Origin of the sequence: Streptomyces niveus (assembly GCF_001723055.1) — a bacterium.
GTDB classification, from domain to species: domain Bacteria; phylum Actinomycetota; class Actinomycetes; order Streptomycetales; family Streptomycetaceae; genus Streptomyces; species Streptomyces niveus.
In genome coordinates this window covers 1-4,457 of the sequence record NZ_MDCR01000507.1, presented here as the reverse complement: position 1 = coordinate 4,457, position 4,457 = coordinate 1, and the positions used below count along the sequence as shown (strand labels likewise).

The following is a 4,457-nucleotide window of genomic DNA, read 5'->3' as shown; positions in this document are numbered from 1 at the left end:
GGTTGGAGTCGGTGGGGGTGCGGCCGGATGTGGTGGTGGGTCACAGTCTGGGTGAGTTGACGGCTGCGTGGGTTGCGGGTGTGCTGGATCTGGGTGATCTGCTGGAGTTGACGGCGGTGCGTGGGCGGTTGATGGAGTCGCAGCCGGGTGCGGGTGCGATGGCGGTGGTGCATGCGGATGCCGAGGCTGTCGTGGCTGCGATATCGGCTCATCCTGGGGTGGAGATCGCGGCGTTCAACGCGCGTCGATCGGTGACGGTCACGGGTCCGGCGGAGGCTGTGCAGGGTTTCTGTCAGGAGTCGGGCCTGCGCACGCAGCAGTTGACGGTCAGTCACGCGTTCCACTCGGCGGCGATGGAGGGAGCCGTCGCCCCCTTCGTCGAAGCAATGACCGCAACGAGACGGGCAGCTCCGGTGATCGGGTTCGCGTCGACCGTGACGGGCGGCTGGCATTCGGCCGACACGGCCACCGACCCCGACTACTGGGGCCGCGCCATCCGCGAGCCCGTCCGCTTCTCGCAGGCCGTTGCCGCACTGAGCGAGATCGGTGTGGGATCGGTGTGGGAGATCGGCTCCCACCCCCAACTGACCTCCCTCGCCCGCGCGTCGTGGGGCGAGACCCAGCCGACCTGGCTCAGCACGCTGCGCCGGGACCGCACCGATCAAGCCCAACTGCACGCGGCGGTAGCCGCGTACGTCAACCAGACCTCCGCCGACCTCGACTGGACCGGGCTGCATCAGCACAAGGGCCGGCGCACCACCACCATCCCCACCTACCCCTTCAACCGACAGCGGTTCTGGATCTCATCCGGCCCGCACGAGACCACGTCGAACCACAAGAACGAGACGAAGAGGCACCTGAACCATGGCTAGCGAATACGGACTCAAGCGACACTTCAACGGCGACGCGGCACGCCTGATCGGCGACAGGATCCGCGCCGCCCACCCCGAGTTCGACGTGGCGGGCTACGCGGCCGAGGTCGAGTCGCGCATCCCCGGCAAAGAACTGAAGGACCGAGTCCTCGTCCTGGCCGAGGGCCTGCGTACTCGTCTGCCCGCCGACTACACCGACGCCGTACCCATCCTCCTCACCGTCCTCGGCGACGAACTCGCCGAAGGCGAGGGCATGTTCAACTCCAGCTGGTTCCTGATGCCGGTCGCGCGATTCGTCGAGGAGTACGGTCTCGACCACCCCGATCTCTCACTGGACGCCATCGAGGCGATCACGAGGCGGCACACGGGCGAGTACGCGATCCGGCCCTACGTCGAACAGCACTACGCGCCGACGATGGAGCGCGTCGCCCTGTGGGCCCAGAGCCCCAGCCACAACGTGCGGCGCCTGGCCACCGAGGGCGTCCGTTCCCGCCTGCCCTGGGCCCGGACCCTGACCGTCTTCGTCAAGGACCCCCGACCGGTCCTGGCGATCCTCGAACCCCTGCGCAGCGACCCCTCCGAGTATGTGCGCAAGTCCGTCGCCAACAACCTCAACGACATCTCCAAGGACGCCCCCGACCTCGCCCTGGAGACCGCGCTGCGGTGGTTGGAGGAGAGCCCCACCCCCGAGACCAACTGGATCGTCAAGCACGGACTGCGCACCCTGGTGAAGAAGGGTGATCAGCGGGCCCTCGCCATTCTCGGGGCCACGGGCGGCGAGCATGTCCGCGTACCCCGGCTGAGCATCACCCCGCAGACGGTGACCATCGGGGACAGCCTCGTCATCAGCTTCGACATCGAGAACACCGACGACCGCGCGCACAGCATCGCCGTCGACTACGTGGTGCACCACGTACGCAAGAACGGGCGCAGCATCCCGAAGGTCTTCAAGCTCACCACCCTCGAACTCGGCCCCGGAGAACGGCGATCCCTGGAGAAGACCCATGCGATCAAGGAGGTGCAGACCCGCCGGTACTACGCGGGTGAGCACGCCGTCGACATCCAGGTGAACGGTCTCGTCCAAGCCACCGAGAGATTCGGCCTCCTCACATGACTGGTGTCAGCTCGATTCTCCGTGCTGCCGATCCGCTGGTCTCCCACCACCGGATCGGCGGCGTCCCGGTCTTACCCGCCGCCGCGCAGATCGACGCCATGCTGTCCGCCTGGGACGCCCGGCGCCCCGACTGCTGGTGGACCTTGGAACAAGTCGCCTTCCGGGCGCCGCTGTTGGTGGCGGGTGCCGGGGTCGAGATCGAGGTCGGCACGGCCGACGACGGCGGCTGCGCGCTCCGTTCCGTACGGTCCGAGCGCGGCGTGCCGGTCGTGCACAGCACCGCCCGGGTGTCCGGCAGCCCGTTGCCGCCGCCGCGCTATGTCGATGTGGCCGCGCTGCGGGCCGGGTGCACGGAGCAGGTGCCGTTGTCGGACGTGGCGGCGTGGCGCGAGGCGAGCGGGATCGAGTACGGGCCGGCGTACCGGGTGATCCGGTCGGCGCACCGGGGCGCGGGCCGGATGCTGCTGATGCTGCGGGCCGGGGACGAGCAGAGCGCGGCGCAGGCCCCGCCCTTCGTACCGCCGGCACTGCTCGACAGCGTCTTCCAGGCGCTCGGGATGCTCGACGCGGGGGCCGCCGGGGCGTGCCTGCCCTGGTACGTGGGGCGGCTCGTGGCCCGTCGCAGGATCTCCGGCACGGTGATCGCCCTGGTCGAGCGGGACGAGCCGGGCGACGGCGGGGGCAAGGGCGGCTCCGTACGGGGGCGGGCCACGGTCTGCAACCAGCAGGGGGAGGTGCTGCTGGAGCTGGAGCGCATCACCCTCAAGGCCGCCAAGCCGATGACGTCGCCAGTGTCCCCGGCGTCACCGGTCTCCTCGGCGACGCCCGCCGACTCCCAACAGGTACCCCGGGCAGTCCCGTTGACCGAGTCCGTCGTCTGGCGGAAGGCCGGCGTCACTCCTCCCGTACAACCGGCCGCGCCCGAAGGGCCCGTACTGGTCGTGTCCCCGCACGATCTCCGTCCACCGGATGGCGGTGTGCATCTGACCCCGGCGCAGTTGTCCGACGGGGGCCTCGACACGCTGGCGGACGACGCCGCCTTCCGGGACGTTGTATACGTGGCACCGTGTGGGCTGCGCGACGAGGCGCAGGTGACGCAGGCCCTCCAGGCGGTCTTCGCCCTCGTACGCCGACTCGCGGCGCGCCCGCCGATGTCCGACCTCCTGATCGTCACCACCGCCGCACACCAGGTGGCTGCGGAGGACGTCGTCGACCCCTTCATGAGCGCCCTGTGGGGCCTCGGCCGAACGCTACGCGTCGAGCATCCCCGTACCAGGATCCGGCTCGTCGATCTCGGCCCGGACGACGACGGCGCCGCCGCTGTCCTCCGGGAAGCACCCGGCCAGGACCGGCCGGAACTCGCCCTGCGCGACGGCGCCTGGTACGAGCCCTCCGTACAGCCGCAGCCACAGCCGGAGCAGCACCCGAGCACCGCCGACCACGCGGTGCGCTACGACGGCGGTCGGTTCCTGATCACCGGCGGCATGGGCGGCATCGGCCTGCGCGTCGCGGAGTTCCTCGCTGACGCGGGCTGCGCGCACCTGACCCTGGTCGGGCGCACCGTGCCACGGGACGGAGACGCCCGCGACCGTGTCGACCGACTCGAAGCGCGCTGCGACCTGAAAGTCGTGGCGGCGGACGTCCGCTCACTTCGCGAGGAACTGGCCGACGCCGCACGCTACGACGGGGTGTTCCACGCCGCCGGAGTCCTGCGCGACGGACTCGCGCGCAGCCTCACCCCGGAACAGGTGGACACCGTCCTCGGGCCGAAGATCGGTGGCGTACACGCGCTCACCGACCTGCTGGCCCGGCACGAACAGCCAGGTTTCGTCGCCCTGTTCTCCTCGGTCGCCGCCGTACGGGCGAACCTCGGCCAGAGCGCCTATGCCGCCGCCAACGCCTACCTGGAGGGCTACGCCGCCCGCCAACGCGCCGAAGGGCGGCCCTGGTTCAGCCTCGGCTGGGGCCTGTGGACCGTCGGCATGGGGGAGTCCATCGCCCCGAAGGCCGCCGCGCACGGCGTCCCGGCACTCACCGCCGACGACGGCATCGAACTGCTACGCACCGCCCTGATTCGACCGCCCGCGCACTACGTCCTGTCCGCCGCCGCTCAAGCGAAGGATGCACCCATGACTGCTGTCACACCGGAATCCGGGCTGTGGCCGTCCCTCACCCAGGCGCTCATCAACGTTCTGCATCTCGACCGGGTGTCCGCCGATGACGATCTGCTGGAACTGGGGCTCGACTCGATGATGGCGGTCGAGCTTGCGGCGGCGCTGACCGTCGACGGGCTCGACATCGACCCCATGGTGTTCTTCGAGCGCACCAACGTCGGCGCGCTGCTCGCCCATCTCGAATCGCTGCCCCGCACCGCTGCGGGTGCCGCCCCGACTGCCGCCCCGTTGCCTGCCTTTGCCCCCGCTCCCGCTCCTGCCCCTGCCCCTGTCCCGGCGCCCGTCCCCGTCTCCGCC

The 4,457-nt window shown here is 70.5% G+C and carries 3 protein-coding genes; all 3 read left to right on the top strand.

Going from position 1 to position 4,457, the window contains the following annotated elements:
* Nucleotides 1–872: acyltransferase domain-containing protein (locus tag BHU15_RS37025; RefSeq protein WP_141726983.1), on the top strand; the 872-nt coding region annotated here is incomplete at its 5' end.
* Entirely contained in the window at nucleotides 865–1,986 is a 1,122-nt protein-coding gene (locus BHU15_RS37020) for a DNA alkylation repair protein (RefSeq protein ID WP_069631084.1), read from the top strand. The genes BHU15_RS37025 and BHU15_RS37020, both read left to right, overlap by 8 nt.
* Nucleotides 1,983–4,457, top strand: a 2,475-nt coding sequence (locus BHU15_RS37015) for an SDR family NAD(P)-dependent oxidoreductase (RefSeq protein WP_141726982.1), incomplete at its 3' end; no start/stop codon positions are given. The genes BHU15_RS37020 and BHU15_RS37015, both read left to right, overlap by 4 nt.